General features: G+C 70.9%; 3 protein-coding genes. All 3 read right to left on the bottom strand.

Going from position 1 to position 3,483, the window contains the following annotated elements; translation table 11 throughout:
- Window positions 1-89: 89 nt before the first annotated feature.
- From ACZ3HL_RS39730 to ACZ3HL_RS39720, 3 genes are read right to left on the bottom strand one after another with little or no spacing between them, the layout of a single operon-like run.
- Window positions 90-785, bottom strand: coding sequence for an ABC transporter ATP-binding protein (locus tag ACZ3HL_RS39730; RefSeq protein ID WP_465420794.1), 696 nt, complete (start codon window positions 783-785; stop codon window positions 90-92).
- Window positions 782-2,485 (bottom strand): branched-chain amino acid ABC transporter ATP-binding protein/permease, encoded by a 1,704-nt coding sequence (locus ACZ3HL_RS39725; RefSeq protein ID WP_465536807.1) that lies wholly within the window; start codon window positions 2,483-2,485, stop codon window positions 782-784. Before ACZ3HL_RS39725 ends, ACZ3HL_RS39730 begins: the two co-directional genes overlap by 4 nt.
- On the bottom strand, window positions 2,472-3,332 hold the full coding sequence (locus tag ACZ3HL_RS39720) for an ABC transporter permease subunit (protein ID WP_465536805.1): 861 nt from the start codon (window positions 3,330-3,332) through the stop codon (window positions 2,472-2,474). The genes ACZ3HL_RS39725 and ACZ3HL_RS39720 overlap by 14 nt, the downstream gene beginning before the upstream one ends.
- Between the last annotated feature and the right edge of the window lie 151 nt (window positions 3,333-3,483).

The following is a 3,483-nucleotide window of genomic DNA, read 5'->3' as shown; positions in this document are numbered from 1 at the left end:
CTTCGAACGGGCGGGGATGGGTTCTTAGCGGTTGCGCGTGAAGGCCCCCTTCCCTCGGCTCAGCCGAGGGAAGGGGGCCTTCACGCGCGTCAGGATTCCCCGAGATAGGCCGAGTGCAGCGTGCCGGGGGAGTCCAGCAAGCCCTGTGCGGAACCCGCATAGGTCACCCGCCCGGAAGAGACCACCAGCGCGTCGCTCGCCACGCCGAGGGCGAGCTGCGTGAACTGCTCGACCAGCAGGATCGCCGCGCCCTCCTCGGCGAACCGGGTCACCATCGGCAGCAGCCGCGTGAACACCACGGGCGCCAGCCCCAGCGACATCTCGTCGATCAGCAGGAACGACGGCCGCGCGGCGAACGCGCGGGCCAGCACCACCATCTGCTGTTCGCCGCCGCTGAGCAGCGCCGCCGGTGAGTCGCGGCGTTTCTCCAGTTCGGGGAACGCCTCGAACAGTTCGTCGGCCCGCGCGCGGGTGCGCGCGGTCAGCATCAGGTTCTCCAGCACGGTCAGGCCGCCGAACACCGCGCGGCCCTGCTCGATATGCGCCAGACCTCGCCGCGCGCGGGCGACCCGCGACTGCTTCGTGATCTCGTCGGATCCGATGTGGACGGTCCCCGACGCGGCGGGCACCACGCCGGAGACGGCCTCCAGCAGACTGGTCTTCCCGGCGCCGTTCGGGCCGACGAGCGCGGTGATCCGGCCCGGTTCCAAGGTAAGGTCGACGCCGGAGATCACCGGCCCGGCACCGCGGGTGACCGTCAATCCCGCTATCCGCAACGCGTTCACAGCATCTCCGTTTCACCCATGTACGCCTTGAGCACGGCGGGGTCGGCGAGCACTTCGGCCTGGGGGCCGGACGCCAGCACGCGGCCGAAGTCGAGGACGGTGATCGTGTCGCAGACCGAGCGCACCAGGTCGAGGTCGTGCTCGATGAGCAGCACCGACACCCCGAACCGGGCGGGAACCTGCCGCAGCCGTTCCCCGAACGCGACGTGTTCTTCGTGCGGGAGTCCCGCGGCCGGCTCGTCGAGCAGCAGGACACGCGGCCGCGCCAGCAGATGCCCGACGACCTCGACCAGCCTGCGCGCCCCGACGTCCACTTGCGACAGTGGAGTGCGGGCGGCGGGGCAGCCGAAGAAGTCCAGGGCGTCGCCGATCTCGTCGGCGGTGAGCCGCCGCCTGGCGAGGAACTTGAGGTACGCCCCGACCGTCAGCCCCGGCGGGACGCGGTCCTGCTGGAATGTCCGGCGCAACCCGGCACGGGCCCGGTTCGACGGTGAACCGGTGAGCGGGCCGCCACCGAGTTCGACGGCGCCCTCGGCGTTCGGCAGGAAGCCGCTGATCGCGTCGACCAGGGTCGACTTGCCGGCGCCGTTCGGCCCGATGACACCGAGCACGCCGTGCTCCGGGACCGAGATGTCCACTGAGGACAGTGCGGCCACGTGGCCGAAGTTCACGCTCAGCCCGCGTACGGTGAGCACCGGTGGACCAGGCGCTTTGGACTCGATGTCCGCGGTCTTGGCGGCGAGATCGAGTTTCGCGGGCTCCCTCTTCGAGCGCCGGTACCACACCTGGCGCACCGTGGTACCCAGGTTCCCGCCACTGGCCAGCGCCTGGACCCCGAGCGCGCCGAACACCACGAAACCCCAGTCCTGCGGGATTCCCCAGCGCTTGAGCAGTTCCGGCACCCCGACCCACAGCACCGCGCCGAACACGGCCATGTCGATCAGGTGCGCGCCCGACATGATCGCCAGCACGTACAGCGCCAGCGACTGGATCGCGGTGAAGCTCGCCGGGAAGGCGAGCCCGACCTGCCCGGTGAGCAGGCCGCCGCTGATCCCGCCGAGGGTGGCGCTCACCGCGAACGCGGTCAGCTTCGACATCCGTACGCTCGTGCCCGCGGCCGCCGTGCCGCGTTCGGAGAACGCCACCGCCTGCCAGGCGCTGCCCCAGCGCCCGCGGCGCAGGAAGTACACGGCGAGGCAGCACAGCACCAGCACCACGACGGCGAGCTGGAAATAGGACCGGTCGTCGGAGAAGGCGTCCGGCCGCTCGACCGAGATCCCGCCGGAGACGCCGGGGAACTGGAGCTGGACCAGCGCGAGGTCGGCCGCCGCGGCGAGCCCCAGCGTGACGACGGCGAGGTTGATCCCGCGCAGCCGCAGCGCCGGGAGCCCGACGAGCACCCCCACCACCCCGGCGGCGAGACCGCCGAGTACCAGCCAGGTGAGGAATCCGCCGGGTGCCTGTGCCTCGTTCAGCGCGGACACGGTCCAGGCGCCGACGGCGCCGAAGGTCAGCTGGCACAGGGAGATCATCCCCGCGCTGCCGGTGACCACGCCGAGCCCGAGCAGGGAGATCCCGGCGACGACGGCGCTCATGCCGAGGTAGACGAAATACCCGTCGAGCCCGACGCTCAGGCCGTAACCCAGGGCGATCGCCACGATGGCGACCGCGAACGGAATCCCGCGTTCAGCGAGCCGCATCCCACACCTCCTTGCGCTGCGACCAGAGCAGCAGCGCGACGATCACTGCGAACGGCAGGAAGTACCGCACCACCGAAAGGCCGTCGACCTGCGCGGCCGCGCCCTGGATCAGGCCGAGGCCCAGCCCGCCCGCGACCGCGAGGTCGAGGCGGCGGAATCCGCCGAGCAGGGCGGCCGCGGCCGCCGGGACCACCAGCATCGCCAGCGAGGTCGCGTCGTTGGACTGTGACGGCGCCACGATCGAGATCACCAGCGTGCTGACCACCCCGGTGACCGCCCAGACCGCGACGCTGAGCCGTTTCGCCGGGATGCCCAGCAGCTCCGCCGTCGTCGGGCGTTCCGACAGCGCCCTGAGCTGGACCCCCGCCGCGGTGCGGCTCAGCACGATCCGGCTGGCCAGCGCCACGAGGACGGCCAGCGCGACCGTGACCACGGTGACCTGGCTGATCACCACGCCGCCGACGGTGACCGCCGGACCGTCCAGGATCGGGTGGAACGGCTGTGGTTTGTTGCCGAACAGGATGAACGACAACGAGATCAGCAGGAGCAGCACCGCCACCGTGACCGCCGAGCGCGTGCCGGTGTCCGCCTCGGCGAGCCAGGTGGACACGATCCAGCCGAGCAGCGCGCTGAGGAGCCCGCCGAGCACGATCCCGGCGACGGTGGCGAGCCAGATCGGCAGGCCCAAATCGACCGACAGGAACACCGCCACGTAGCAGCCGAACATCCCGGTGGCCGACTGGGCGAAGTTCACCACCCGCACCAGGCGCGACATCAGCGTCAGGCACACCGCCAGCACCGCGTACAGTCCGCCGGCGGCCAGGCCTGCCAGCGCTCCCTGCAACATCGAATCCTCCTGTATGAGGGGCCTCGTGAGTGGCAAGGACGGTTAGAACCGTCCTTGCCACTCACGAGGGCCCGGCCCGACCTCCCTTATTTAATGGGAAAAGGCAGGACCGCGGACGCGACCGGTTTCACTTTGGTTGGTCCCGGAGGGG

The sequence above is a fragment of the Amycolatopsis sp. NPDC000009 genome, from assembly GCF_055563465.1.
This window is presented reverse-complemented; position numbering and strand designations above follow the sequence as displayed.